The following is a 26,293-nucleotide window of genomic DNA, read 5'->3' as shown; positions in this document are numbered from 1 at the left end:
TCATGTTTGATCTGATTATTCGGCGCGCCAGGCTGGTGGATGAACGGCTGGTCGATATCGCCATTCAGGATGGAAAAATCGCCGCGGTCGGCGAGGTGGCCGGTGCGGCGAAGCAGGAAAAGGTGCTGGATGGCACGGTATGGGTCAGCGCAGGCTGGATCGATTCTCATGTCCACTGCTACCCGAAATCACCGATTTATCACGACGAAGCGGATCGTATCGGCGTCGCGACGGGCGTTACCACGGTGGTGGACGCCGGCAGCACCGGCGCGGAGGATATCGACGATTTCTGGCAGCTGACGCGCCAGGCGGCGACGCAGGTTTATGCGCTGCTGAACATCGCCCGCACCGGCATCGTGACGCAGAATGAGCTGGCTGACCTGAGCCAGATCGATAACGTCGCCGTACGTGATGCGCTACAGCGCCTGCCGGATTTTATCCTCGGCATTAAAGCACGCATCAGCAGCAGCGTGGTGGGGCAGAACGGCGTGCGTCCGCTGCAAATAGCGAAAGAGATCCAGCGCGAAAACGGCGATCTGCCGCTGATGGTGCATATCGGCAACAACCCGCCCAATCTCGACGAAATTGCCGAACTGCTTACCGCCGGCGACATCATTACCCACTGCTATAACGGCAAGCCCAACCGGATCCTGACGCCCGCCGGCGAACTGCGCCTGTCGGTGAAAAAGGCGATCGCGCGCGGCGTGCGGCTGGATGTGGGCCACGGCAGCGCCAGCTTCAGCTTTGAGGTGGCGCGTCAGGCGATCGCGCAAGGCATCCTGCCCGACACCATTAGCTCCGACATTTACTGTCGCAACCGCATTGACGGCCCGGTAAGAAGTCTCGCACACGTGATGTCGAAATTCTTCAGCGTGGGGATGACGCTGCCGCAGATTATCGACTGCGTCACCTGGAAAGCGGCGGAGGGGCTGCGCCTGAAGCGTAAAGGGCGGCTGGCGCCGGGCTACGACGCCGATCTCACGCTCTTTACCTTTAGCGATGCGCCGCGCCCGCTGGACGATTCAGAAGGGGAAAGCGTGTTGGGCCATCACCATTTTGTGCCGCTGGCGGCGGTCGTCGCCGGGCAGTGGAACGTTACCGACGAAGGGAAAGCAAATCATGTCTTCAATGTATGAAAAGTATGGCCTGAAGCAGGTGATCAACGCCTCCGGGCGCATGACCATTCTGGGCGTCTCCACGCCGTCGGCGGATGTGGTGGAGACGGTAAAGTATGGCCTGAATCACTATTTTGAAATCAAGGATTTAGTCGACAAAACCGGCGCTTATATCGCCGGGCTGCTCGGCGCGGAGAATGCGGTGGTGGTCTCCTGCGCCTCGGCGGGTATTGCGCAGTCGGTGGCGGCGGTGATTGTTAAAGATGATCGCTGGCTGCTGGATAACCTGCACGCCGCCGCGCTGACGGTGCCGCATGAGATTGTGCTGCCGAAAGGGCATAACGTTAACTACGGCGCGCCGGTCGGCACCATGGTGACGCTGGGTGGCGGCCGTCTGGTGGAGGCGGGCTACGCCAACGAATGCTCCGCTGAGCAGTTATCCGCCGCAGTAACGCCGCAAACGGCAGCGATCATGTATATAAAATCGCACCACTGCGTGAAAAAAAGCCATCTTAGCGTTGAACAGGCAGCAGCAGTGGCGCGCCAGCATAACGTGCCGCTGATTGTCGACGCGGCGGCGGAAGAAGATCTGCAGCGTTACTACCAGCAGGGGGCGGATCTGGTGATTTACAGCGGCGCCAAAGCGATCGAAGGGCCAACCAGTGGCCTGGTGGTGGGCAAACAGCAGTATGTAGAGTGGGTAAAACGCCAGTCAGCGGGTATCGGGCGGGCGATGAAGGTCGGCAAAGAGGGCATTCTTGGCCTGACGCAGGCGATCGAAAACTACCTGACGCGCGAAAAAGAGAGCGGGGCGCAGATGGTAGAAAAAATGACGCCCTTTATCGATAGCCTGAACGGCCTGAACGGCGTCACCGCGCGCGTGGTATGGGATGCGGCGGGCCGCGATATTGCCCGGGCGGAGATCCATTTTGACGAGGCGGCGATCGGGCAGACCACCGGCGAGCTGGTGCAGGCGCTGAAAGAGGGCGCAATTGCAATCTATTTCCGTGGCTACAAAGCCAACGAGGGCATTGTGGAGGCGGACGTGCGCAGCGTGACGCCGGAACAGCTTAATACCATTTTCCTTAGCATTAAGGCACTGATTACAGGAGCGAAACAAGCATGAAGCTAACGCCTGATTTTTATCAAAACCGGGTCTGTCTGAACGTTCTGGCAGGCTCAAAAGCCAACGCGCAGGCGATCTGGCAGGCGGCCGAGGGCCACGTGTTGGTCGGCGTGCTGTCGAAAAACTACGCCAGCGTAGAGAGCGCCGTCGAAGATATGCGCGAATACGCCGCGCTTATCGATAACGCCCTTTCCGTCGGCCTCGGCGCCGGCGATCCGCGCCAGTCGGCGATGGTCAGCGAAATCAGCCGCGAAGTGCAGCCGCAGCATGTTAACCAGGTCTTTACCGGCGTCGCCACCAGCCGCGCCCTGCTGGGTCAGCAGCAAACGGTGGTGAACGGTCTGGTGTCGCCCACCGGCACGCCCGGCCGGGTCAAGATCTCCACCGGCCCGCTGAGCGCGCAGGCGCCGGACGCCGTGGTGCCGGTGGAAACCGCCATCGCGATGTTGAAAGATATGGGCGGCAGCTCCATTAAATATTTTCCGATGGGCGGCCTGAAAGCGGTGGATGAGTTTACGGCGGTGGCGCAGGCCTGTGCGAAGCACGACTTCTGGCTGGAGCCGACCGGCGGCATCGATCTGGACAACTATGCGACGATTTTGCAGATTGCGTTGGATGCTGGCGTGAGCAAAATTATTCCGCATATCTACAGCTCGATCATGGATAACGCGACCGGCGACACGCGCCCTGACGATGTCAGAACGCTGCTGGCCATCACCAAAAAGCTGGTAGGTTAACCCGCGTCGCCAGCGGCGAACGCGCCAGAAATGAGGAAAAAAGCGATGCGACTGTTTCCTGTTCTTATGGTATTAATCAGCGTTGCGCCGCTGGCGGAGGCCGCGCCCTGGGCTTTTGTCGGCACCTATCAACCGCACGGCGAGGGCGTGTACCGTTTCCGCATAGCGCCGGACGGCTCGCTGCACGACAAAACCGTGGTCAGCCATCTGGCCAATGCCGCGCAGCTGACGGTGAACGCGCGGGGCGACACGCTCTATGTCGCCAGCGAAAGCGATCCCGGTACCGTTACCGCTCTGCGGCTGGATAAGGCGGGCGGCCTGACAGAAATTAACCAGGTCGGCACAGAGGGCAGCGGCCCGGTCTACCTTTCGCTGACGCCTGACGGCAAATTTTTGCTGGTGGCGAACTATGTCAGCGGCAGCATCGCGGTGCTGCCGGTGCGCGCCGACGGCGGGCTGGAGGCGGCGCGCGACAGCAAACAGCATCAGGGTCCGCCCGGTGCCGCGCAGCCGCAGGCTGCCGTTGAAGGCAGCTTCGCTGTCAGCGATCATAACGGGCCGCACGCGCATATGATCGCCAGCGATCCTTCCGGCCGCTATCTGTTCAGCACTGACCTGGGGCTGGATCGCATTTATCAATACCGGATCGATCAGCAGGGCAAGCTGACGCCGAATACGCCGCCGTGGATCGCCGCCTCTTCAGCAGGCGCCGGGCCGCGGCACTTCGTCTTTACGCCGGATGGCGCATCGCTTTACCTGATTAACGAAGAGGCGTCGACGCTGACCCGCTATCGGCTAAACCGCGAAACCGGCCTGCTGACCGAAGGCGCGACGGTTTCCTCGCTGCCGCCGGGTTATAAAGGCACCAGTTTCGCCTCCGGGCTGGCGATCGATAAAGCCGGAAAACAGCTCTATGTGCTGAACCGGCTGCATAACAGCATCGCCCATTTTCAGGCCGGCGCGGATGGCGCGTTAACGCTGGTTGAACATATCTGGACGCGTGGCGACTATCCGCGCACCTTAACGCTGTCGCCGGATGAACGGACGCTCTACGTGCTGAATCAGCGCAGCGATAACATCACCCGTTTTCAGCGGGACGCAGAGAGCGGAAAACTCCATTTCAGCGACGACTATATTGGCATCGGCGCGCCATCGCAGATGGTGATCGTGCCTTGATGGCGGCCTGACAGGTTAATTCGCAGCGCCGGGGCGCTGCCAGCAGGAGAAAGCGGCCGTGAGATTCCCAAACCAGCGACTGGCGCAACTGTTCGATACGCTGCAAAGCGAAACGCTGCCGCAGGATGAGCTTGCGCGGCGCTTTTCTGTCTCTACACGCACAGTGCGCACCGACATCAATATGCTGAACGAGATGCTGGCCGAACATGGCGCGCTGTTTGTTCTCAGCCGCGGCGAGGGCTATCAGCTGCGCATTCACGATCCGGCGCGTTACCAGCGGCTGCGTCAGCAGACGCCGGCGCGGCTACGCGTGCCGCGCACCTCGAACGAGCGCATCCACTATCTGCTGACGCGCTTTCTCACTTCCGCCTGGGCCATCAAGCTGGAAGATCTGGCGGAAGAGTGGTTCGTCAGCCGCGCCACCCTGCAGAGCGATATGGCCGAAGTGCGGGAGTGGCTTAGCCGTTATCAGCTCACCATTGAAGCGCGCCCGCGCTACGGCATGAAGCTGTTCGGCAGCGAGATGGCGATCCGCACCTGCCTGACCGACCTGCTGTATCAGATTGCGCAGGAGAACAGCGAAAGCCCGCTGTTACAGATGGAAGCGCTGAACAGCGGTATGCTGCTGACGCTACAGCCGCTGCTGCAGCACTGTTTCAGCCGCTTCAATATTCGTATGACCGACGAGGGTGAGCTTTACCTGCGTCTCTATTGCGCGGTAGCGGTACGGCGCATCAGCGAAGGCTATCCACTTTCCGATTTCAGCGCCGAAGAGGTGGATAAGGACGTTTATGAAGCGGCGCGTCACATTATCAACCTGATGCGTCCGATTGCCGGCAAGGCGATTGCGCCGGCGGAAGAGGCCTGGCTACGTCTGAATATTGCCGCGCGTCGCGTCGAGGAGATCGCGCCCAGCGCCATCAGCGCCGATGACGGTGATTCGCTGGTCAACTACATCCTTAGTTACATCAATACCCACTACAACTACAACCTGCAGGATGACCAGCAGCTGCGCGCCGATCTGTTGACGCACATTAAAACCATGATTACCCGCGTGCGCTATCAGATAACCATACCCAATCCGCTGCTCTCCAATATCAAACAGCACTATCCGATGGCCTACGACGTCACGCTGGCGGCGGTCTCCAGCTGGAGCAAATACACCCCCTACGTTATCAGCGAAAATGAGATCGGCTTCCTGGTGCTGCATATTGGGGTGGGGCTGGAGCGTCACTATAACGTGGGTTATCAGCGTCATCCCGAGGTGCTGCTGGTGTGCGACACCGGCAACTCTACCGTGCGCATGATCCAGGCGATGCTGCTGCGTAAATACCCGCAGCTGGTGGTGACGCGCATTATCTCGCTGCGGGAATATGAAGTGCAGGCCGCTATCGAAGAGGATTTCATTATCTCCACCGTACGGCTTGGCGAAAAGGGCAAGCCGGTAGTGGTAATGTCGCCGTTTCCCACCGATTATCAGCTGGAGCAGCTCGGTAAGCTGGTACTGGTGGATCGCACCCGGCCCTACATGCTGGAAAAGTTTTTCGACGCGCGCCATTTCCGCGTTATCGACCGACCAATGGATCAGGCGCAGCTGTTCCGTCTGCTCTGCCAGCAGCTTGAAGAGGAAGGGTTCGTTGATAAGACGTTTTACTCCTCGGTCGAGGAGCGCGAGGCGATCCTTAGCACTATGCTGGGCGAGGGGATAGCGCTGCCGCACTCGCTGGGCCTGCTGGCGAAAAAAAGCGTGGTCTATACCGTGCTGGCGCCGCACGGCATCGTGTGGGGTGAGGAGACGGCATACGTTATTTTCCTGCTGGCCATCAGTAAGGATGATTATGAGGAGGCGATGGCGATCTATGATCTGTTCGTCACCTTTATGCGTGAGCGCGCAATGACGCGCCTGCGCGACAGCGCAGATTTTGACAGCTTTAAAGCGGTGGCGCTGGACTGCCTGAGCCGGTTATAACAGCAAAAAACCCGCCGTCGCGTGAAGCTGACCGGTAAGCCGCGTTCTTTCATAGAAAGCGTCGTGGACACTCATTCATCTTAGCGCCCAGAAAGCAAAAACCCCGCCGAAGCGGGGTTTTCTAAAGAGTGAAGCTGACCGGTAAGCCGGGTTCTGTCTTGGACAGTCATTCATCTAGGCCAGCAATCGCTCACTGGCTCAAGCAGCCTACCCGGGTTCAGTACGGGCCGTACCATGTGAACCCCTATTTGGCCTTGCTCCGGGTGGAGTTTACCGTGCCACGAACTGTTGCCAGCCGCGCGGTGCGCTCTTACCGCACCCTTTCACCCTTACCTGTACTCACGAGTGAGCCATCGGCGGTTTGCTCTCTGTTGCACTGGTCGTAGGCTTGCGCCTCCCAGGCGTTACCTGGCACCCTGCCCTATGGAGCCCGGACTTTCCTCCCCTCTGCCCGTCTCCCCCGAAGGAGGACGACGACAAAGCGGCGACTGTCTGGTCAGCTTCGGCGCGGATGATAGGTCATTCTGACCGCTTTGTCATCCTTCTTGCTGCTCGAGCGCATATTTATACAGCGCGTTTTTCTTCACGCCGTGGATTTCCGCGGTCAGCGCGGCGGCTTTTTTCAGAGGCAGCTCTTTTTGCAGCAGCGCCAGCGTGCGCAGCGCCTCGGCCGGCAGCGCCTCTTCATCGGTGCGATGCCCTTCGACAATCAGCACCATCTCGCCTTTGCGGCGGTTTTCATCCTCTTCAATCCACGCCACCAGTTCCGCCACCGGCGCACCCTGAATCGATTCCCAGGTTTTGGTCAGCTCGCGCGCCAGCACCACGTAGCGATCGGCGCCCAGCTCGCTGACCATATCGCGCAGGCTGTCGAGCAGGCGATGGGTGGACTCATAAAAAATCAGCGTGCGCGGCTCCTGCGCCAGCGCGCGCAGGGTATCGCAGCGCGCCTTGCTTTTCGCCGGCAGAAAGCCTTCATAGCAGAAACGATCGGAAGGCAGGCCGGCGGCGCTCAGCGCGGCGATAGCGGCGCAGGCACCGGGCAGCGGTACCACGCGGATGCCCGCCTCGCGGCAGCGGCGCACCAAATGATAGCCAGGATCGTTAATCAGCGGCGTGCCGGCGTCGGAGACCAGCGCGATGCTTTGCCCCTCCTGCAGCTTGTTCAGCAGCAGCTCCGCCTTTTGCTGTTCATTATGATCGTGTAATGCGAACAGTCGCGCATTGATGGCGAAATGTTGTAGCAACAGTCCGGTATGACGTGTATCTTCCGCAGCCACCAGATCGACGCTCGTAAGCACCGTCAGCGCCCGCTGGGTGATGTCGCCCAGGTTGCCTATCGGAGTAGGAACGATATAGAGCGTGCTGGCAGAAATCTCTGCCCGATCGTGTTGTTTCATTGTTTCATCCGAATTGCCGATTTAATATTGAGCATCCTGAAAAAAACTTACTGGATACAGTATGCTTCCTTCAAAAGTCGTTCGAAAAAAAGCAGGACGCTTCGTGCCTGTTCTGCTGGCTGGCCTGATCCTGGCAGCCTGTACCGGCCAGGGGCCGCAGGCCCCCACGGTAAACGTGCAAGGACCGGCAACGGGCACATCCGACTATTATCTGCAGCAGGTGCAGCAAAGCCCAGATGATAACAAGGCTGACTGGCAATTACTTGCGATACGTGCATTGCTGAATGAAGGGAAGTATCCCCAGGCAAACCAGCAGATGAGCCAGCTTCCTCAGCAGCTGAGCGACGTGCAGCGTCTTGAGCTGCAGCTGCTGACCGCGCAGCTGCGCCTCGGCAGCCAGGATATCGCCAACGCGCAGGGCATTCTGGCGAAGCTTGATCCCGCCGCGATGTCGAAAGATCAGCAGCAACGTTATTACGGCCTGAAGATCGCCGCCAGCCAGGGGCGTCCGTCGCTCGATCTGGTGCGCGCGCTGATCGCCCAGGAGCCGCTGCTGAGCGATAAAGCACATCAGGATAATATCGACGCCACCTGGCAGGCGCTGCAGCAGCTGCCGCCGGAGCAGATGAGCAGCCTGGTGATCAACGCCGATGAAAATACGCTGCAGGGCTGGCTCGACCTGCTCAATATCTACAAAGCCAACCGCACCGATCCCGATATGCTGAAAGCGGGCATCAGCGACTGGCAGACGCGTTATCCGCAAAACCCGGCGGCGAAAACGCTGCCTACCGCGCTCAGCCAGGTACAAAACTTCCAGCCCGCCTCCACCGGTAAGATCGCGCTGCTGCTGCCGTTAAGCGGCCAGGCGCAGGTTTTCGCCAGCGCGATCCAGAAAGGGTTTAACGACGCGAAAAACGGCCTGTTGAATGCGGCGCCCGCGCCTGCGGTCGGCAGCGCGCAGAATCCGGTGTCGCTGGCCAACGATGGCGCGCAGAACGGCGCAGGCGCGGCTGATAACGCCCAGAGCGCCGCTGCGCCGGCAGCCGACGGCGCGCAGAAGAGTGACGCCAATGCCGTGGTCAGCCCGTCCGCCGCGCCGGCTGACAATGCCGATGCTCAGCCTCAACCGCAGGCCCAGCCCCAGCCGCAGGCCGCCACGCCGGTCTCCACCGCGCCGGCCAGCAACGCCGAGGTGAAAGTCTATGACACCAGCTCGCAGCCGATCCAGCAGGTGATTGCCCAGGCGCAGCAGGATGGCGCGACGCTGGTCGTCGGCCCGCTGCTGAAAAACAACGTGCAGCAGGTGGCTGATTCTTCTACGCCGCTGAACGTGCTGGCGCTGAACGAGCCGGAAACGATCCAGAACCATCCGAATCTTTGTTACTTTGCGCTTTCTCCTGAAGACGAAGCGCGAGACGCCGCGCATCATATCTGGCAGCAGGGCAAGCGTATGCCGCTGATGCTGGTGCCGCGCAGCTCGCTGGGCGATCGCGTGAGTAAAGCCTTTGCGCAGGAGTGGCAAACGCTGGGCGGCGGCACGGTGCTGCAGCAGGCGTTCGGCTCGACTGCCGAGCTGAAGCAGGGCATCAACAGCGGCGCGGGCATTAGCCTGAGCGGCACGCCGGTCGCCGCGGCGCCCAGCGAGCCGCAGGGCGTGACCATCGCCGGCCTGGCCATCCCGGCGCCGCAGAGCAGCGCGCCGACAGAAACCGCCGCCAGCAGCGGCGGCAGCGTGGATGCGGTCTATATCGTGGCGGCGCAGGGCGAACTGCAGCTGATCAAACCGATGATCGCCATGCGCGTCAGCAGCCGCAGCAACGTGGCGCTCTACGCCAGCTCCCGCAGTTTTCAGGCGGGCGCGGGCCCCGACTTCCGTCTGGAGATGGAGGGCTTGCAGTTCAGCGACATTCCGCTGCTGTCGGGCGCCAACCCGGGCCTGATGCAGCAGGCGGCGCGTAGCTTTAACAACGATTACTCGCTGGTTCGCCTCTATGCGATGGGCATTGACGCCTGGACGCTGGCTAACCACTTCAGCGAAATGCGCCAGATGCCCGGTTTCCATATCGACGGCAACACCGGCCAGCTGAGCGCCACGCAGGATTGCGTTATCAACAGGAAGTTGACATGGAGCCAGTATCGTCAGGGACAGGTGGTCCCGGCCGGCTAAGCCGCCAGCAAAAGGGCGCGCGCTATGAGTGCATGGCGCGGCGTCATCTGGAGCAGGCAGGGCTGGTTTTCGTCGCCGCCAACGTGCGTTATCGCGTTGGCGAGCTTGATTTGATTATGCGTGACGGGCGACAGTGGGTGTTTGTCGAGGTACGCTACCGTCGCGACGCGCGTTTTGGCGGCGCGGCGATGAGTGTGACCTGGCGCAAGCAGCAGAAGCTGTTGCGCAGCGCGGCCCTGTGGCTGGCGGCGCGCAACGCCAGTTTTGATACGGTTGACTGTCGTTTCGACGTGGTCGCCATTACCGGGCAGCAGCTGTCATGGCTGCCCGATGCGTTTCAAGCCCACAATTAGAACCAGGTGGTAGTGTGCTGGAAAGAATTAAAGCCTGTTTTACGGAAAGTATACAAACGCAGATCGCCGCCGCAGAGGCGCTGCCCGACGCGATTTCCCGCGCGGCGATCACCATGGTGCAATCATTGCTGAACGGCAACAAGATCCTCTGCTGCGGCAACGGCACGTCGGCGGCCAACGCGCAGCATTTCGCCGCCAGCATGATTAACCGTTACGAAGCGGAGCGTCCCAGCCTGCCAGCGCTGGCGCTGAGCGCGGATAACGTATTGCTGACCGCGATCGGCAACGACCGGCTGCACAACGAAGTCTACGCCAAGCAGGTGCGTGCGCTGGGACAGACCGGCGATGTGCTGATGGCGATTTCAACCCGCGGCAACAGCCGGGATATCGTGAAGGCGGTTGAGGCGGCGGTCACACGCGATATGACTATCATCGCCCTGACCGGCTATGACGGTGGCGAACTGGCTGGTCTGCTGGGACCGCAGGATGTGGAGATTCGCATTCCATCACACAGAAGCGCCAGGATTCATGAGATGCATATGCTGACCGTGAATTGCCTGTGTGATTTGATTGATAACACTCTGTTTCCACACCAGGAATAAATAAGGAGATGCAATGAAAGCATTATCGGCACTGGCAGTGATTCTTGCCGCCCTGGTATTACAGGGCTGCGCCGCCGTGGTAGTCGGCAGCGCGGCTGTCGCGACCAAGACGGCGACCGATCCGCGCACCGTCGGCACGCAGGTGGATGACGGCACGCTGGAGCTGCGCGTCAGCAACGCGCTGGCGAAAGATCAGCAGATTAAAAACGACGCGCATATCGTCGCGACCGCTTATCAGGGCAAAGTCCTGCTGACCGGCCAGGCACCGAGCAGCGAAGTGGCGGAGCGCGCGAAGCAGATCGCGGTAGGCGTGGATGGCGCGACGGAGGTCTATAACGAAATTCGTCAGGGGCCGAAAGTGACGCTGGGCACCGCGTCGTCCGATACCTGGATCACCACCAAAGTGCGCTCGCAGTTGCTGGGCAGCGATCAGGTGAAATCCTCCAACGTGAAGGTGACCACCGAGAACGGCGAAGTGTTCCTGCTGGGCCTGGTAACGCCGTCGGAAGCGACCGCGGCGGCGGATATCGCCAGCCGGGTGAGCGGGGTGAAGCATGTCACCACCGCCTTTACCCTTCTGAAATAACGCTTCAGGGGCGGCCTCAGTGCCGCCCCGTTTTTTATTACGCCAGCAGGCTGGCCTCAGCACCGCCCCGCTTTTACTCCCTCAGCAGAATGGCCACCCGCGCCGCCCCGTTTTTTATTACGTCAGCAGACAGGCCTCAGCGCCGCGCCGTTTTTTGCTACGCCAGCAGATCGACTACCAGCGCGCGTAGCGGGGTTTGCGCCTCAATGCTAAGGCTGCTCTCATCGCGGATAAACGCCCCGTCGCCGCAGCCCAGCGTTTCCCGCTCGCCGTTCGCCGTCAGCGTCTGAAAAGCGCCGTGAATTGATTGCAGCCAGGCGCGCGAGCCTTGCAGCGGCTGCTGCCAGCGTTCACCGGGCGCCAGCTGAATGTGATGGATCCAAACCTGCTGGCGCACCTGCAGGCTGCCGTTCTCGCCGTCGGGAGAAACCAGTAACTGATGCTTCGCCTCTTTCTTCAGCGTCAGCTGCTGCACCAGCGGGTTCTCGCGCGTCGGGCAGGCGTCAAGCCAGAGCTGAAGGCGCGTCAGCGGCGTTTCGCGGCTAACGTTCAGCTCACTGTAGGTTGCGCCGGGCTGCGTGGAGATCAACAGCGCGTCGCCGCTGGAGGCGCGGCTGTAGTTGCCTTCGCTGTCGCGGTATTCCGCCTCGCCCTGCAGGATCAGGTTAAGAATATCCACCTGCGGGTAGGTACGCGGCTGAAAGGCGGCGCCGGGCGCCAGCACTTCCTGATTCAGCACGCGCAGCGACGCGTAGCCCAGAAGTTTCGGATCAAAGTAGTGGCCAAAGGAAAATGTATAACGCGCCTGCAGCCAGCCGTAATCCGCCTGGCCGCACTGTTGCGCGGTGCGTGACGTCATCATCGTTAGATTACCTCCCTCAGCGGCTGCCTCTACCGTCAGCGCGCTGCTCAGGTTTCCATGGTAAATATCTGGACGGCGGATTGTTAGCCAGTTAATCTGCCAGGCATATTCAAAATTACTGACAGAGAGCGCTATGGCAAAAGATAGGGCGTTAACCCTGGAAGCATTACGCGTGATGGACGCTATCGATCGGCGTGGCAGCTTTGCGGCCGCAGCAGATGAACTGGGACGTGTGCCGTCGGCGCTCAGCTATACCATGCAGAAGCTGGAAGAAGAACTGGATGTGGTGCTGTTTGATCGTTCCGGCCACCGCACTAAATTCACCAATGTAGGACGTATGCTGCTGGAACGCGGCAGGGTGCTGCTGGAGGCGGCTGATAAGCTGACCACCGATGCGGAAGCGCTGGCGCGCGGCTGGGAAACACATCTCACCATCGTCGCCGAAGCGCTGGTGCCTACCGAATCGCTGTTCCCGCTGGTGGAAAAACTGTCAGAGAAGGCCAATACACAAATTTCGCTGGTTACCGAAGTGCTGGCAGGCGCGTGGGAGCGGCTGGAACAAGGGCGCGCCGATATCGTGGTGGCGCCCGATCTCCACTTCCGTGCTTCAACCGAAATTAACACCCGCAAGCTCTACAGCATCATGAGCGTGATCGTCGCCAGCCCGGATCACCCGATTCATCAGGAGCCGGAACCGCTGTCAGAAGCCACGCGCGTGAAGTACCGCGGCATCGCAGTGGCGGATACCGCGCGTGAAAGGCCGGTGCTGACGGTGCAGCTGTTGGATAAGCAACAGCGCCTGACGCTAAGCAGCATGGACGATAAGCGGCGCGCGCTGCTGGCGGGGCTGGGGGTAGCGAGCATGCCTTATCCGATGGTAGAGCAGGATATCGCCGAAGGGCGACTGCGCGTGGTTAGCCCGGAAACCACCAGCGAGATCGACATTATCATGGCGTGGCGACGCGACAGCATGGGCGAGGCGAAAGCCTGGTGCCTGCGTGAAATTCCGCGTCTGCTGGGGAAAAGAGGGTAACTGCCGTTACCCTGTTTCAGCGCCTTAAACCGATTCCGGAAAGCGTTCGTCGCGTCCGTGCGGCTCATCCCAGTGAGTGGTCGGGCCGAGGGAGATGACGCCGCTGGGATTAAGGGTTTTATGGCTGCGGTAGTAGTGATGGCGGATATGCTCCAGATCAACCGTCCCGGCGATGCCCGGCATCTGCCAGATGTCGCGCAGGAAGCCGTTCAGATTTAAGTAGTCGCCGATACGCTGCTGGTCGCATTTAAAGTGGGTGACGTAGACCGGATCGAAGCGCACCAGCGTGGTCCACAGACGCAGATCCGCCTCGGTCAGCTGGTTGCCGGTCAGCCAGCGATGCTGGCCAAGGATCTGCTCCAGGCGGTTCAACGACTGAAACAGTGCGGTCGCCGCTTCTTCATAGGCCGCCTGCGACGTGGCGAAGCCCGCCTTGTAAACGCCGTTGTTTACCGTGTCATAGATCCAGCCGTTAAGCTCATCGATTTTCTCGCGCAGGGCGACAGGATAGTAGTCGCCGGCCCGCGCGCCCACGGCGTCAAATGCGCTGTTGAGCATACGGATAATATCGGCGGACTCGTTGCTGACGATGGTCTGCTGCTGCTTATCCCACAGCACCGGAACGGTCACGCGGCCGCTGTACTGCGCATCAGCATGCTGATAAAGCTGATAAAGAAAGTCATGCTGATAAAGATCGTCGCCGGTCGCCGCAGGAAAATCGGTGGCGAAGGTCCAGCCGTTCTCCAGCATCAGCGGATGCACCACCGAGACCGAAATCATCTGCTCCAGCCCCTTCAGCTGACGCATCAGTAGCGTGCGGTGCGCCCAGGGACAGGCGAGCGACACATAGAGATGATAGCGGCCGCGCTCGGCGGGGAAGCCCGCTTTGCCGGTCGGGCCGGCGCTGCCGTCCGCCGTCACCCAGTTGCGAAAGGCGGATTCAGAGCGCTTAAAGCGGCCGCCGGTCGATTTTGTGTCATACCAGGTATCCTGCCAGACGCCGTCAATCAGTTGTCCCATACATCCTCCAAAATGAAAGGGGCGAGAATGGATTCATCCTCGCCCTTTTGTTATTCAGTATAGCTGTCGCTTACCACTTTTTACCCAGCAGGCGATCGATGCTGTAAGCGCCCGGTCCGGTGATGCCCAGCAGCAGGAAGCCGCCCGCCATGGTGACGTTTTTCATAAACATAATCGAGTTCACGCCTTCCGCGAAATTACTGTGGAACAGGAACGCCGTCAGCAGCGTGAAGACCGCGGTGAAAAGGGCGGTAAAGCGCGTCAGGAAGCCAAACATAATCGCCAGGCCGCCGCCCAGCTCAAGCAGGATCACCAGCGGCAGAATAAACGCCGGCACGCCCATCGCCTGCATATACTGCGCGGTGCCGTCATAACCGGTGATTTTGCCCCAGCCGGAAACGATATACAGGACAGGCATTAAAATGCGCGCCACCAGCAGGCCGGTATCTTCTAATTTTTTCATGATGTTTCCCCAGTGTTGTTTTGCTACAGACGAAGCGCGCCTGAGCGATTAAATGCAGTGATGACGGGCGGTTAAGCGCCGTGCTTGCTAACTGGTGAGGATAATAAGCGCAGTGGATAGGATATGTAAGCGAGATAAACTGTCAGAGAAATTCAAGAAAATTGATGATGGCTGCCCGTATATGATCACGGGCAGCCAGAGCGGCATTAATGCTTCTGCGGCAGGTTGGCTTTCAGCAGGCGCCAGGTACTCCACATGCCGAAACCGCGCTTCGCCCAGCGCATTAAAAAGTTGGGATTGCGCACCGACCAGACCGCCAGCGCGCTGCTGCCGATGGCGATATAGCTGCGCAGGCTAAGCAGCGTCATCCAACCGCGATCGTAACGGGCGGTTTGCAACAGCCAGTCACGTCGGGCCGCGCTGAGATCGAGGCGCTGCTGGTGAATGGCGATCAACAGATCCGCTTTGCGTTGCTCACGGTCAGCACGGTTCATGGATGACGATCCTCCAGCATCTGACGGTCAGAAGCGAGTTCTTTCCGCGTATGATGAAGCAGCGTGGACTTGCGTGATTTACGCAGCGTCCACAGGCCGAAAATCAGCGCCAGCAGGAAAAGTACGCCGGTAGTGATGCCGATCGCCATCAGGCGGTACTGGGCGTCGACGGCCCAAATGACCAGCACCATCAGGCTCATCAGCCCAAATGCGGTAAACAGCATCGTCAGGCCAATCATCAACAGCATCTGTATCAGATTCGCCTTTTCCTCTTCCAGCTCGACCACTGCCAGACGCACACGGGTTTCTACCATGCCAACCAGCGTAGTAACGAGACGCTGTCCGATGTTTATGACCCCTTTGCCCGGGCCCTGGCTTTGCTGAGAGTCGGCCATAATTAACGACGCGAAACCAGCATGCCAAGCACCAGACCCACCGCTGCGCCGATGCCGACGCCGTGCCATGGATTCTCACGCACGTAATCGTCGGCGCGGCCTACCGCTTCGCGGGTGGTCTGCGACAGACGATCGCCGGTTTCGCCAAGGCGCAGGCGCGATTCATCCAGCGCGGCGCGCGCTTTACTGCGCAGCTTGTCCAGTTCGGATTTTGATTTATCGGTAGAGTGGCTCAGCACCTCTTCCAGCGTATCCGCCAGGTTTTTCAGCTCGGCGCGCAGATGTTCTGACGTAGTATCTTTTGACATGAAACACTCCTTTATTCTCAGGCAATGTACGCTGTAAATGGATTAGTAGGGCGCTGACTGTAGCGCTTTCAGCTCTTCGCGCTCTTCCTGTAGTTTGCGTTGGCGTTTGGCGATTTTCTCCTTATCGCCATCTTCCTGGGCGTCTTTTAAATCCTGCTCACGCTCAGCAACTTCATGCTGCTTAGCGTTGATATTTTCCTGATGCGCTGCCTTTAGCTTTTCATCGCTGCAGTTGGCCTGCACTTCAGTCAGGGCACGCTCCAGGCCGTTCACCCGGCGTTGATTATCATGTTGTTTGGCAGCCGCGATCTCCTGCTCGATCGTCTTCTCTTTCTGCATGCAGAGCGGGCCGGCCGCCTGCGCGAATCCGGAAAGAGAGACGAGCGCCAGGAAAAGCGAGGTACGAAATTTCATTGATAGTGACCTTCCATTGTTAAACTCAGCCGCTCCCTGTGAACGGTATCGATGCGACGGTCAGGAAGCTGGCAGCCCTGCCGCTTCATAACCTTTTGTAAGAATAGACACTCTTTAGCGAAAGCTCAAAAAGTGTTGGCGAAGAAGGAATGTTCTGAAAGGCGGCGGGGCGCCCCGACAGGGTGAAATCAGCCTACCGACTGCTGACGCAGCGAAATTTTATTCATCCAGCCGCTGCTGGCGCCGCTATCCAGCTGCGCGATATCAAAGCCGTAGGGCAGGATTTTATGCAGCGCGCGCTGCGCCGCCTGGCTCTGCTCCTGCGATTCAAAACGCAGCACTAAAGAGTCCTGCGCCGGCGTAATGCTTTTCACCTGAATGCCTAACGCATTGAGCTGCTGCCAGACATAAAAACCGTCCGGCAGCGTGACACCCTGGTGGGCAGCGCGGATCTGCAGCGCATTTTCATGTCGGAACAGCGCCGGCACGATGGCGAAGGCGACGATCGCCAGCAGGCCGGCCAACAGCCAGCGCAGCGGCTGGCGCAAAAGAGGTTGCAGCCAGCGCATTATGATTGGCCTTTATTGGCCTGGCGCTTGCGCCACAGCACCAGCAGCGAACCGAACAGCCCCACCACCAGCAGCACCAGCGGCAGCAGCATCAGGCAGAACATCAACTCATCTTCATAACGGCGGAAAATAGGGGTTTTGCCCAGCGCGAAGCCCAGCACCGTTAAAATCAGCACCCAGAGGAAACCGCTCATCCAGTTGAAGAACTGAAAACGGGTATTGCTGAGGCCGGAAAGACCGGCGATGGTTGGCAGCAGGGTGCGCACAAAGGCAATAAAGCGGCCGATCAGCAGCGCCGACAGGCCGTGACGGTGAAACAGCTGGTGAGCGCGCTGATGATACTGGGCCGGCAGATGCGATAGCCACTTCTGCACCGTGGGCGTATTGCCCAGCCATTTACCCTGGATATAGCTTACCCAGCAGCCCAGGCTGGCAGCTGTGGTGAGAATAAACAGGGTGAGCGGGAAATTCATCGTACCCTTTGCGATCAGCACGCCAACCAGAATCAGCAAACTGTCGCCAGGCAGGAAGGCGGCGGGGAGCAAGCCGTTTTCCAGAAACAGGATCATAAACAGCACGCCATATATTGCCCAGACCAGCGTCGGATCGGCCAGGGTCTCAAAATCTTGTTGCCACAGGGCTTGCAACAACGCTTTTAAAATATCCATTCATTGTTCCTGAACTTCATTGTTAACGCCGGCTCATCGGTGACAGGCCGGGACAGCGGGCAGGCGGTTTTTGTTTATTGTAGTCGCCGCTATCGCAGGCCGGGTACTTGCCTTCTGCCGGAATGGCGTAAAAAAACGACGCGTTCTTCTTTCCCGTAGCGAAACGGTAAGAAAAGGCAGATAACTGTAACAAAATCCACAGATACGAGACAGGGAAAGTTACCACAGCATGAGAGTTTTACCGTTGAAAATCATTGGCAGAAAGGAGCTTTACACAGGCTGACACTAAAGTAAGTTTGCTGACTTTAGACGCTTTGGTGGCCAAAGCGTCCGTTTTTAGCGGGAAGAGGAGGTGTCGGGCAAAATAACCGGATTTTCAGCGAACATGTAGCGATCTACATTAAACTCAAAATCATCGGTGGTAGCGTTAAACAACATCTGACGCGTATTTTCCAGATGCTGCCACATCGCCAGCTTGGCGGCGGCGGGATCTTTACGTATCAGCGCTTTCAGAATGGCGTCATGATCGCTGCACCAGCTGCCGATAGAGCGCTCGTCGATATGTTCATGCAGCTTCAGCCAGTAAGGGTTGTGCATGCGATGCAGCCACATCTTTTCAACGATAGCGGCCAGCGCGCTGTTCTGCGTCGCCATGGCGATTTTTACGTGGAAGCGCATATCCCATTCTGAATCGCGGAAGCGGTCCTCTTTACGCGCCTGCTCCTGAATCTCCATCAGCTGCACGATATCCTGCGGCGTCACGCGCGTGGCGGCAAACTCCGCCACATTGCTTTCGATCAGCTGGCGCGCCTGCAGCAGTTCAAACGGGCCGAAATTGGCGAACTCCAGCTGGCTATCGGTCACCACACGCTGGCTTTGCTGGCTGGAAATCACATGGATGCCGGAGCCTTTGCGCACTTCAACATAGCCTTCCACCTCAAGCATAATGATCGCTTCGCGCACCACAGTGCGGCTCACCTGCATCTCTTCGGCGATCAGACGTTCGGCGGGCAGCTTATCGCCCACCCGATACCGGCCCGCTTCGATGCGGGTTTTTAGCTCCGAGGCCAACTGTTGATAAAGACGACGCGGTTCGCTGATGTCCATAGGCAAATCCCTAGCAGAGAAGTTCTGTAAGTTGTTATACCACTTACCGGGCGCCGGGCCAATCACTGCCGGGTGTAGGGCGCAGGAATTGCGAGGGAAAACGCACTTCTGTCGCGCAGATGAATCAAGGGAGGGAAAGGGGCGGAGAAGCAAGAAAGCAGACGCGCGGCGACGCGCCTGCCGGAAAGATTAGCTGCGTGCCGGCGCGCTGGCGACGGGCATCGCCTGCTCCTGCTGCAGTTCGGAAACCGGTTTGTTTTTCAGTACCGTCCAGATCACCACCGCCCCCAGCAGATCGAACACCGCCAGCGCGGCGAACAGTGGGCTAAAGCCCAGCGTATCGGCCAGCGCGCCGACCACCAGCGCGAACAGGGTGCTGGCGGTCCAGGCCGCCATACCGGTCAGGCCGTTGGCCGTCGCGACCTCGTTGCGACCGAAAACGTCGGAGGAGAGGGTAATCAGCGAGCCGGAGAGCGCCTGGTGGGCAAAACCGCCGATGCAGAGCAGGCCGATCGCCACGTAAGGGCTGGTGAACAGGCCGATGGTGCCGGGACCGATCATTAGCACCGCACCCATCGTTACCACCAGCTTACGCGACACGATCAGGTTGACGCCAAAGACGCGCTGAAACAGCGGAGGCAGGTAGCCGCCGACGATGCAGCCGAGATCGGCGAACAGCATCGGCATCCAGGCGAACATGGCGATCTCTTTCAGGTTAAAGCCGTAGACCTTAAACATAAACAGCGGGATCCAGGCGTTAAAGGTGCCCCATGCCGGCTCGGCGAGAAAGCGCGGCAGGGCGATGCCCCAGAACTGGCGGTTGCGCAGGATCTGCCGGGCGCTCATTTTTTTGCCGTTGCTGACCTGATGCTGCGCTTCCTGGCCGGAAAGAATGTAATCACGCTCTTCCTCGCTCAGTTTGGTCTGCTGCCTGGGATGTTTATAGAAGATCAGCCAGCAGATCGCCCAAATCATGCTGAGGATGCCGGTGATAACGAACGCCATTTCCCAGCTGTGGGCGACGATTGCCCAAACCACCAGCGGCGGCGCCACCATGGCGCCGATAGAGGATCCGACGTTGAAATAGCCCACGGCAATAGAGCGCTCTTTCGCCGGAAACCATTCGCTGCTGGCCTTCAAACCGGCGGGGATCATAGCGGCTTCCGCCGCGCCGACCGCGCCGCGCGCTATCGCCAGTCCGCCCCAGCTGCCTGCCAGCGCGGTGGCGGCGCAGAACACCGCCCACATGATGGCGAACATCGCATAGCCGATTTTTGTGCCCAGAACATCAAGAATGTAACCCGCAACTGGCTGCATCACGGTATAGCAGGCCGAGTAGGCGGCCACGATATAGGAGTACTGTTGGGTGGTGATATGAAGCTGATCCTGGAGCGTAGGCGCGGCAACGGCAATGGCGTTGCGCGTCAGGTAACCCAGCACGGTACCGATGGTCACCAGACCGATCATATACCAGCGTAGCCCTTTTATTTTACGCATGTCATACCTCTTCCAGTTCTGTATGCGGCCCGTGCCGCTGTTGTTGTTATGCGGGTCTGTCTGCTGACCATGGCGGACAGAGAGCATCTGTGGGCCCAATACCGCTGCGCCCGTGTTTTATTCCTTGCCTGTTAAAAAACATCCGCTCAGTAAAATCTGACCGGCAGACGATAACTTGTCATACCGATTTAAAAGTTGAATGCCATCACAAAAACCACCTTTGTGATGTGGGATACTAAAAACCACGTAATGTCAGGCAATTACTGGTTTTGAAAGCCATCGGCAACCAAAAATGCCGGGCTAAGTTGTCTGATATGTGAGCTGCATCGCAAAATAATCGCTGCCACGCCGCAAATTGGTATGATAACTTTTTGCCATCAGGTGGACGCATCTGCGCCGTTCATGCAAGAGGAGACCGGAATGTCCCGTTTTATGACCGAAGATTTTTTGCTCGACACCGAATTTTCCCGCCGTCTGTACCACGACTACGCGGCCGATCAGCCTATCTTTGATTACCACTGCCACCTGCCGCCGCAGCAGATCGCGGAAAACTATCGGTTTAAAAATCTCTACGACATCTGGCTCAAGGGCGACCACTACAAATGGCGCGCGATGCGCGTGAACGGCGTGCCGGAAGCGCTCTGCACCGGCGATGCCAGCGATCGGGAAAAATTCAACGCCTGGGCGCGCACCGTGCCGCACACCATCGGCAACCCGCTCTATCACTGGACCCATCTTGAGCTGCGGCGTCCTTTCGGCATTACCGATGTACTGCTGTCGGAAAAAACCGCTGACCGCATCTGGGATGCGTGTAATGAGCGGCTGGCGCAGGAGAGCTTCAGCGCGCGCGGCATCATGCAGCAGATGAATGTGCGCATGGTCGGCACCACCGACGATCCGGTAGACGATCTGCAACACCATCAGCGTCTGGCGCAGGATGAGAGCTTCAGTATTAAGGTGTTGCCAAGCTGGCGTCCCGATAAGGCGTTTAATATCGAGGCGGACGGGTTCGCGGACTATATGAACAAACTCGGGGCGGTAGCGGATGTTGATATTCGTCGCTTCGACGATCTGCGCCGCGCGTTAAGCAAACGGCTCGATCACTTCGCCGCGCACGGCTGCAAGGTATCCGATCACGCGCTGGACGTGGTGCTGTTCGCCGAGGCGGACGACGCCGCGCTGGATAAGATTCTGGCGAACCGCCTGCAGGGCAACGCACCCGATGAGCATGAAACGGCGCAGTTTAAAACGGCGGTGCTGGTCTGGCTGGGCGCGGAATACGCGCGTCGCGGCTGGGTGCAGCAGTACCATATCGGCGCGCTGCGCAATAACAACCGCCGTCAGCTACAGCTGCTGGGGCCGGACGTCGGCTTCGACTCGATTAACGACCGCCCGCTGGCGGAGCCGCTGGGGCGGCTGCTGGATGCGCAAAACCGCGATAACGCGCTGCCGAAAACCATCCTTTACTGCCTGAATCCACGCGATAACGAAGTGCTGGCGACCATGGCGGGTAATTTCCAGGGCGAAGGCGAGCCGGGCAAAATGCAGTTCGGCTCCGCCTGGTGGTTCAACGATCAGCTGGACGGCATGCAGCGTCAGATGACGCAGCTGGCGCAGATTGGGCTGCTAAGCCGCTTTGTCGGCATGCTGACCGACAGCCGCAGTTTTCTCTCTTATACCCGTCACGAATATTTCCGGCGTCTGCTCTGCCAGATGATAGGACGCTGGGTGGAAAACGGCGAAGCGCCGGCGGATATCGAACTGCTGGGCAGCATGGTGCAGAACATCTGCTTCAACAATGCCCGCAACTATTTCGGCATTGAGCTGTGATCCGAGGAAACCGCATGCAAACCCTTAATCGCGACGCTTTCCCGGGACCGCGCTATCCCACGCGTATTATTCAGTTCGGCGAAGGCAACTTTCTGCGTGCCTTTATCGACTGGCAGATCGACCTGCTTAACGTTCACGGCGATCTCAACGCCGGCGTAACGGTAATCCGGCCGCTCGACCGGCACGTCGACTATACGCTTAACCACCAGGACGGGCTGTACACCGCGCTGATCCGCGGGCTGAACGCGCAGGGCGAGGTGATCAGCGAGCCGCGCCTGATTCGCTCGGTGAACGAAGAGATCCAGCCCTGGACGCAGTTTGAGCAGTTTATCGCTCTGGCGCGCGATCCGCAGATCCGCTTTATGTTTTCTAACACCACTGAGGCGGGGATCGCCTTTAACGCCGGGGATCGCCCGGACGATCGCCCGGCGCGCTCTTTTCCCGGCAAGCTGACCCAGCTGCTCTGGGCGCGCTGGCAGCACTTTGACGGCGCGGCGGATAAAGGCTGGATCCTGCTGCCCTGCGAGCTGATTGACGATAACGGCGCGACTCTGCGTGAAATGGTGCTGCGCTATGCGCAACTCTGGCAGCTGCCGGCGGCCTTCAGCGACTGGATTGCGCAGCACAATATCTTCTGCAACACGCTGGTGGATCGCATCGTGCCCGGCTATCCGCACGAGGAAGCGGAGCAGATTTTCGCCACGCTCGGCTACCGCGATCCGCTGCTGGTAGCGGGCGAGGTCTTCTACCAGTTCGTGATCGAGGGGCCGCAGCAGGTCGCGGACGAGCTGCATCTGCATACGCTGCCGCTCAATATCCGTCTGGTGGATGACATTAAGCCATGGAAAGAGCAGAAGGTCGCCATCCTTAACGGCGCGCATACCGCAATGGTGCCGGTCGCCTGGCTCGCCGGTCTCGATACCGTCGGCGAGGCGATGGCTGACAGCGAGATTGCCGGCTTTGTCGATGCGCTGCTGCGCGAAGAGGTGATCCCGACGCTCGATCTGCCGGCGGCGGATCTGCACCGTTTCGCCGATGCGGTGCTGGGGCGTTTTCGCAATCCATTTATTCGTCACCCGCTCTCCGCTATCGCGCTAAACAGCATGACCAAGTTCCGTACGCGCCTGCTGCCGCAGCTGCTGGCCGGGCATCAGCAAAGCGGCCGGTGGCCGACGCGCATCACCTTCGCGCTGGCGGCGCTGCTGGCCTGGTATCGCGGCGAGCGCGACGGCGAGCCCTATGCGTTGCAGGATGACGCACAGTGGCTGGACCGCTTCGCCACACTCTGGCCACAACAGGCGCAGGGCGCTATCTCGCTGCAACAGCTGGTCGCTGCCGTACTGAGCGATGAACAACACTGGCAACAGGATCTGAGTCAGCTGCCGGGACTGGTTGACGCCGTTGCCGCTCACCTGCAAACCATTACCGCTCAGGGCATGCGGGCGGCGATACCACAATGAGGAACAGCGGCTATGCAACAGGCCATTAAAATCGCGCCGCGCGATAACGTCGCCGTCGCGCTCAGCGATCTGGATGAAGGCAGCGCGCTGACGCTGGAGGGCGTGACGCTCATCCTGCGCCAGCCGATTGCTCGCGGGCATAAGTTCGCGCTGCGGCCGATCGCGCCCGATGAGCATATCATTAAGTACGGGCTGCCGATCGGCCATGCCACGCAGCCAATTGCGGTCGGCGAGCATGTGCATGCCCAGAACGCGCGCACCAACCTCAGCGATCTGGATGAGTATCAGTACCAGCCCGATTTTCAGACCTTGCCGCCGCAGGCCGCCGATCGCGAAGTGCAGATCTATCGCCGTGCCAATGGCGAGGTGGGCATCCGCAATGAGCTGTGGATTTTGCCTACCGTCGGCTGCGTCAACGGCATCGCGCGCCAGATCCTGCAGCGCTTTTTGCGCGAAACCGATGACGCCGCGGATATTGATGGCGTGCATCTGTTCAGCCATCCGTTCGGCTGTTCGCAGCTGGGGCAGGATCATGAGAATACCCGCACCATGCTGCAAAATATGGTGCGTCACCCCAACGCTGGCGCGGTGCTGGTGATCGGGCTTGGCTGTGAGAACAATCAGGTCGATACCTTCCGTGAAACGCTGGGCGACTACGACAGCGATCGCGTCAGCTTTATGATCTGCCAGCAGCAGGAGGATGAGGTTGAGGCGGGGCTGAGGCATTTGCATCAGCTTTATCAGGCGATGCGGCATGACCAGCGCGAGCCGGGACGGCTGAGCGAGTTGAAGTTCGGTCTGGAGTGCGGCGGCTCGGACGGCTTCTCCGGCATTACCGCCAACCCGATGCTGGGACGTTTTTCCGATCGCATGATCGCCAACGGCGGCACCACGGTGCTGACCGAGGTGCCGGAGATGTTCGGCGCGGAACGCATTCTGATGAGCCGCTGCCGCGATGAAGCCACTTTCGGGAAAACAGTGGCGATGATCAACGATTTCAAACGCTACTTTATCGCCCATCAGCAGCCGATCTATGAAAACCCGTCGCCGGGCAACAAGGCGGGCGGCATCACCACCCTGGAAGAAAAATCGCTGGGCTGCACGCAAAAGGCGGGGCAGAGCCAGGTGGTGGATGTGCTGAAGTATGGCGAGCGGCTGCGTCAGCCGGGCCTGAACCTGCTTAGCGCGCCGGGCAACGATGCGGTGGCGACCAGCGCGCTGGCGGGCGCCGGCTGCCATATGGTGTTGTTTACCACCGGGCGCGGCACGCCCTACGGTGGCTTTGTGCCGACGGTGAAAATCGCCACCAACAGCGAGCTGGCGGCGCGTAAGCCGCACTGGATCGATTTCAATGCCGGGCCGCTGGTACAGGGCATGCCGATGGAGAGCCTGCTGGAGAGCTTTGTCGATTACATTGTCGGTGTGGCGAACGGCACGCTGACTAACAACGAACGCAACGATTTCCGCGAGCTGGCGATTTTCAAAAGCGGCGTCACGCTGTAGGCCAAAAAAAGGCGACCCGCAGGTCGCCTGGTGCCCGTAGCGGGCGGTTCGGCCGATCAAAGAGACGCTCTCCCTGATACTGCGTCCCGCGCCACGTTGTCGCGGGACGTTTTATTTTGCGTTAGCCGATATCTTTGGCCGCTTCGCGGCGCTCTTCCGCCTGGCACACTGCCGCGGTAAACAGGATATCGGTCGAGGAATTCAGCGCGGTTTCCGCCGAATCCTGCAGGACGCCGATGATAAAGCCGACCGCCACCACCTGCATCGCCACATCGTTCGGAATGCCGAACATATTGCAGGCTACCGGGATCAGCAGCAGCGAGCCGCCGGCGACGCCGGAGGCGCCGCAGGCGCACAGCGAAGCAACCAGGCTGAGCAGAACCGCGGTCGGCACGTCGACATCAATGCCCAGCGTATGCACGGCGGCCAGCGTCAGCACGGTAATGGTAATCGAGGCGCCCGCCATGCTGATGGTTGCGCCCAGCGGAATCGAGACGGAGTAGGTATCCTCATCCAGCTTAAGGCGCTTCGCCAGCGCCATATTCACCGGAATATTGGCCGCCGAGCTGCGGGTAAAGAAGGCGGTCACGCCGCTTTCGCGCAGGCAGGTAAACACCAGCGGATAGGGGTTGCGGCGGATTTGCCACCAGACCAGAATCGGGTTGAACACCAGCGCCATCAGCAGCATACAGCCAATCAGCAGGGTCAACAGATGGGCATAGTTCCACAGCGCCGAAAAACCGGTCGAAGCCAGAATTGACGCCACCAGGCCGAAAATGCCCAGCGGCGCGCAGCGGATCACCATCCGCACCACCCAGGTTACTGCGTCCGAGGCGTCGTTCAACAGCTGGCGCGTGGTATCGCTGCTGTGACGGAAGGCGATGCCCAGACCGATTGCCCAGACCAGAATGCCGATATAGTTGGCGTTCATCAGCGCGTCGAACGGGTTCGCCACCATGCTCATCAGCAGGCCATGCAGCACCTCGATGATGCCGGAAGGTGGCGTGATATCGGTCTTCGCCGCGTTAAGCGTTAAGGTTTGCGGATAAAGATGGCTGCATACCACCGCCACCAGCGCGGCAAAAAAGGTACTCAGCAGATAGAGCATAATGATCGGGCGAATGTTGGTCTTCTGCCCCTGCTTATGGTTGGCGATCGAGGCGATCACCAGCACCAACACCAGCAGTGGCGCTACTGCCTTCAGCGCGCTAACGAACAGCGAGCCGAGCAGGCCGACGGCCAGCGCCGTCTCTTTCGAAAACCAGGCCAGAGCGATGCCCGCCGCCAGGCCAATCATGATTTGTTTTACCAGACTGCCGCCAAACAGGCGCGCAATCAGCGTGGAGGAGCTATTTCCCATCGTCAGAACCAGTCTTTGTTATCGTCACCGCTGTCGCCTGCTCAGGCGACAAAACGGTATGTGTGTTTGCCGGGGGGAG

The 26,293-nt window shown here is 59.6% G+C and carries 26 protein-coding genes and 1 other RNA gene; 13 read left to right on the top strand and 14 right to left on the bottom strand.

Going from position 1 to position 26,293, the window contains the following annotated elements; genetic code table 11:
• The first annotated feature begins 2 nt into the window (after window positions 1-2).
• The 5 genes from C2E15_RS18430 to C2E15_RS18410 are packed head-to-tail and all read left to right on the top strand — an operon-like array spanning window position 3 to window position 6,123.
• A complete protein-coding gene (locus C2E15_RS18430) occupies window positions 3-1,136 on the top strand; it encodes an amidohydrolase/deacetylase family metallohydrolase (RefSeq protein ID WP_104958659.1) in 1,134 nt (377 codons plus the stop codon).
• On the top strand, window positions 1,120-2,241 hold the full coding sequence (locus C2E15_RS18425) for a DgaE family pyridoxal phosphate-dependent ammonia lyase (protein WP_104958658.1): 1,122 nt from the start codon (window positions 1,120-1,122) through the stop codon (window positions 2,239-2,241). The genes C2E15_RS18430 and C2E15_RS18425 overlap by 17 nt, the downstream gene beginning before the upstream one ends.
• Entirely contained in the window at window positions 2,238-2,978 is a 741-nt protein-coding gene (gene dagF / locus C2E15_RS18420) for a 2-dehydro-3-deoxy-phosphogluconate aldolase (protein ID WP_104958657.1), read from the top strand. The genes C2E15_RS18425 and dagF overlap by 4 nt, the downstream gene beginning before the upstream one ends.
• A 45-nt stretch (window positions 2,979-3,023) precedes the next feature.
• Window positions 3,024-4,154, top strand: coding sequence for a lactonase family protein (locus C2E15_RS18415; RefSeq protein WP_425438020.1), 1,131 nt, complete (start codon window positions 3,024-3,026; stop codon window positions 4,152-4,154).
• Window positions 4,155-4,212: 58 nt separating this feature from the next.
• On the top strand, window positions 4,213-6,123 hold the full coding sequence (locus C2E15_RS18410) for a BglG family transcription antiterminator (protein ID WP_104958655.1): 1,911 nt from the start codon (window positions 4,213-4,215) through the stop codon (window positions 6,121-6,123).
• 126 nt (window positions 6,124-6,249) lie between these two features.
• Here C2E15_RS18410 and rnpB read toward each other — a convergent pair.
• Together rnpB and rsmI are read right to left on the bottom strand one after the other, a co-directional pair.
• An RNA gene (rnpB, locus tag C2E15_RS18405) (RNase P RNA component class A) lies at window positions 6,250-6,627 on the bottom strand.
• 32 nt (window positions 6,628-6,659) lie between these two features.
• Window positions 6,660-7,523, bottom strand: a complete 864-nt coding sequence (gene rsmI / locus C2E15_RS18400; protein WP_104958654.1) for a 16S rRNA (cytidine(1402)-2'-O)-methyltransferase — start codon at window positions 7,521-7,523, stop codon at window positions 6,660-6,662.
• 61 nt (window positions 7,524-7,584) lie between these two features.
• Here rsmI and C2E15_RS18395 point away from each other — a divergent pair, with 61 nt between their 5' ends.
• Genes C2E15_RS18395 through dolP form a run of 4 tightly spaced genes read left to right on the top strand, consistent with a single transcriptional unit; the run spans window position 7,585 to window position 11,231 of the window.
• Window positions 7,585-9,690, top strand: coding sequence for a penicillin-binding protein activator (locus C2E15_RS18395; protein WP_104958653.1), 2,106 nt, complete (start codon window positions 7,585-7,587; stop codon window positions 9,688-9,690).
• Window positions 9,648-10,043: a YraN family protein gene (locus C2E15_RS18390; protein ID WP_104958652.1), complete on the top strand. Its 396-nt coding sequence runs from the start codon at window positions 9,648-9,650 to the stop codon at window positions 10,041-10,043. The genes C2E15_RS18395 and C2E15_RS18390 overlap by 43 nt, the downstream gene beginning before the upstream one ends.
• A 14-nt stretch (window positions 10,044-10,057) precedes the next feature.
• Window positions 10,058-10,645, top strand: coding sequence for a DnaA initiator-associating protein DiaA (gene diaA, locus C2E15_RS18385; RefSeq protein ID WP_104958651.1), 588 nt, complete (start codon window positions 10,058-10,060; stop codon window positions 10,643-10,645).
• 13 nt (window positions 10,646-10,658) lie between these two features.
• On the top strand, window positions 10,659-11,231 hold the full coding sequence (gene dolP, locus C2E15_RS18380; protein WP_104958650.1) for a division/outer membrane stress-associated lipid-binding lipoprotein: 573 nt from the start codon (window positions 10,659-10,661) through the stop codon (window positions 11,229-11,231).
• Window positions 11,232-11,388: 157 nt separating this feature from the next.
• Here dolP and C2E15_RS18375 read toward each other — a convergent pair whose 3' ends face one another.
• Window positions 11,389-12,093 carry a pirin family protein gene (locus C2E15_RS18375; RefSeq protein WP_104958649.1) on the bottom strand — a complete coding sequence of 235 codons (705 nt, stop codon included), beginning with the start codon at window positions 12,091-12,093 and terminating at the stop codon, window positions 11,389-11,391.
• Window positions 12,094-12,226: 133 nt separating this feature from the next.
• Between C2E15_RS18375 and C2E15_RS18370 the strand changes: the two genes are divergently transcribed.
• Window positions 12,227-13,126: a LysR family transcriptional regulator gene (locus C2E15_RS18370; RefSeq protein ID WP_104958648.1), complete on the top strand. Its 900-nt coding sequence runs from the start codon at window positions 12,227-12,229 to the stop codon at window positions 13,124-13,126.
• Window positions 13,127-13,150: 24 nt separating this feature from the next.
• On the opposite strand, the gene C2E15_RS18365 is transcribed toward C2E15_RS18370, so the two are convergent.
• The 10 genes from C2E15_RS18365 to C2E15_RS18320 all read right to left on the bottom strand — a co-directional run bounded on the left by C2E15_RS18365 (window position 13,151) and on the right by C2E15_RS18320 (window position 20,061).
• On the bottom strand, window positions 13,151-14,146 hold the full coding sequence (locus tag C2E15_RS18365) for a glutathione S-transferase family protein (protein WP_104958647.1): 996 nt from the start codon (window positions 14,144-14,146) through the stop codon (window positions 13,151-13,153).
• A gap of 70 nt (window positions 14,147-14,216) precedes the next feature.
• A complete protein-coding gene (locus C2E15_RS18360; protein ID WP_104958646.1) occupies window positions 14,217-14,609 on the bottom strand; it encodes a DoxX family protein in 393 nt (130 codons plus the stop codon).
• A 206-nt stretch (window positions 14,610-14,815) separates the two neighbouring features.
• Window positions 14,816-15,103, bottom strand: coding sequence for a YqjK-like family protein (locus C2E15_RS18355; RefSeq protein WP_104958645.1), 288 nt, complete (start codon window positions 15,101-15,103; stop codon window positions 14,816-14,818).
• Window positions 15,100-15,498 carry a phage holin family protein gene (locus C2E15_RS18350; protein ID WP_174705707.1) on the bottom strand — a complete coding sequence of 133 codons (399 nt, stop codon included), beginning with the start codon at window positions 15,496-15,498 and terminating at the stop codon, window positions 15,100-15,102. The genes C2E15_RS18355 and C2E15_RS18350 overlap by 4 nt, the downstream gene beginning before the upstream one ends.
• 2 nt (window positions 15,499-15,500) lie before the next feature.
• Entirely contained in the window at window positions 15,501-15,806 is a 306-nt protein-coding gene (locus tag C2E15_RS18345) for an ElaB/YgaM/YqjD family protein (RefSeq protein ID WP_038623991.1), read from the bottom strand.
• A 42-nt stretch (window positions 15,807-15,848) separates the two neighbouring features.
• Window positions 15,849-16,220: a DUF1090 domain-containing protein gene (locus C2E15_RS18340; protein ID WP_104958644.1), complete on the bottom strand. Its 372-nt coding sequence runs from the start codon at window positions 16,218-16,220 to the stop codon at window positions 15,849-15,851.
• A gap of 188 nt (window positions 16,221-16,408) precedes the next feature.
• Window positions 16,409-16,789 (bottom strand): EnvZ/OmpR regulon moderator MzrA, encoded by a 381-nt coding sequence (mzrA, locus tag C2E15_RS18335; RefSeq protein WP_104958643.1) that lies wholly within the window; start codon window positions 16,787-16,789, stop codon window positions 16,409-16,411.
• Window positions 16,789-17,457: a DedA family protein gene (locus C2E15_RS18330; protein ID WP_104958642.1), complete on the bottom strand. Its 669-nt coding sequence runs from the start codon at window positions 17,455-17,457 to the stop codon at window positions 16,789-16,791. The genes mzrA and C2E15_RS18330 overlap by 1 nt, the downstream gene beginning before the upstream one ends.
• 336 nt (window positions 17,458-17,793) lie before the next feature.
• Entirely contained in the window at window positions 17,794-18,564 is a 771-nt protein-coding gene (gene exuR, locus C2E15_RS18325) for a transcriptional regulator ExuR (RefSeq protein ID WP_104958641.1), read from the bottom strand.
• 189 nt (window positions 18,565-18,753) lie between these two features.
• Window positions 18,754-20,061 carry an MFS transporter gene (locus C2E15_RS18320; protein ID WP_104959233.1) on the bottom strand — a complete coding sequence of 436 codons (1,308 nt, stop codon included), beginning with the start codon at window positions 20,059-20,061 and terminating at the stop codon, window positions 18,754-18,756.
• A 420-nt stretch (window positions 20,062-20,481) separates the two neighbouring features.
• On the opposite strand from C2E15_RS18320, the gene uxaC reads away from it, so the two are divergent.
• From uxaC to C2E15_RS18305, 3 genes are read left to right on the top strand one after another with little or no spacing between them, the layout of a single operon-like run.
• Complete coding sequence (uxaC, locus tag C2E15_RS18315) at window positions 20,482-21,891, top strand: glucuronate isomerase (RefSeq protein ID WP_104958640.1); 1,410 nt, start codon at window positions 20,482-20,484, stop codon at window positions 21,889-21,891.
• Between the two features lie 14 nt (window positions 21,892-21,905).
• On the top strand, window positions 21,906-23,351 hold the full coding sequence (locus tag C2E15_RS18310) for a tagaturonate reductase (RefSeq protein WP_104958639.1): 1,446 nt from the start codon (window positions 21,906-21,908) through the stop codon (window positions 23,349-23,351).
• Between the two features lie 12 nt (window positions 23,352-23,363).
• Complete coding sequence (locus tag C2E15_RS18305) at window positions 23,364-24,854, top strand: UxaA family hydrolase (protein WP_104958638.1); 1,491 nt, start codon at window positions 23,364-23,366, stop codon at window positions 24,852-24,854.
• A gap of 121 nt (window positions 24,855-24,975) precedes the next feature.
• On the opposite strand, the gene sstT is transcribed toward C2E15_RS18305, so the two are convergent.
• A complete protein-coding gene (sstT, locus tag C2E15_RS18300) occupies window positions 24,976-26,214 on the bottom strand; it encodes a serine/threonine transporter SstT (protein ID WP_104958637.1) in 1,239 nt (412 codons plus the stop codon).
• Window positions 26,215-26,293: the final 79 nt, after the last annotated feature.

Origin of the sequence: Mixta gaviniae (genome assembly GCF_002953195.1) — a bacterium.
Lineage (GTDB): Bacteria > Pseudomonadota > Gammaproteobacteria > Enterobacterales > Enterobacteriaceae > Mixta > Mixta gaviniae.
The sequence above is the reverse complement of the archived record's forward strand: the minus strand, read 5'-3'. Positions and strand labels throughout refer to the sequence as shown.